At 60.4% G+C, this 568-nt stretch carries 1 protein-coding gene; it reads right to left on the minus strand.

The window, feature by feature from the left end:
• The coding region (locus tag EN914_RS37725; protein WP_206527359.1) for a cbb3-type cytochrome c oxidase subunit I at positions 1–568 on the minus strand (568 nt) is incomplete at both ends.

Below are 568 nucleotides of genomic sequence, written 5' to 3' on the forward strand. Positions count from 1 at the left end.
GCCCGGTCGCTACAGGGAGCGCCTCGCGCTCGGCCCAGAGCGGCTCGATATGAGTCACGATGGGAATGCGTGCGAAATTATAGCTCGGCGGCGGCGAGGATGTTGCCCACTCCAAGGTTCCTGCGTCCCACGGATTGTTGCCGGCCGAGGTGCCTTTCAACGCGCCATGCACAAGGTTGAAGGTGAACAGGACAAAGCTCAGGAAGAAGAGTAACGCCCCAGCCGAGATGAAAAGGTTGATGTTGCCCCAGCCAAGCTCGGCCGGATAGGTGTAGACACGTCGTGGCATGCCCCACAGGCCGACCAGATGCATCGGGAAAAAGGCTGCATTGAACCCGATGAAGGCCAGCCAGAAATGCCACCGCCCGAGGCGTTCGCTCATCATGCGGCCGGTGACCTTCGGGAACCAGAAATAAGCCGCGCCAAGCAGCGGGAACACCGAGCCGCCGATCAGCACGTAATGGAAATGAGCGACGACGAAATAGGTGTCGTGGACCTGAAGATCCAGTGGCACTGAGGCGAGCATCACGCCCGTCAGCCCGCCGATGACGCAGATGAAGAAGAAGCC

Source organism: Mesorhizobium sp. M7A.F.Ca.CA.001.08.2.1, from assembly GCF_003998455.1.
In the GTDB taxonomy this organism is placed as follows: Bacteria; Pseudomonadota; Alphaproteobacteria; order Rhizobiales; family Rhizobiaceae; genus Mesorhizobium; species Mesorhizobium ciceri.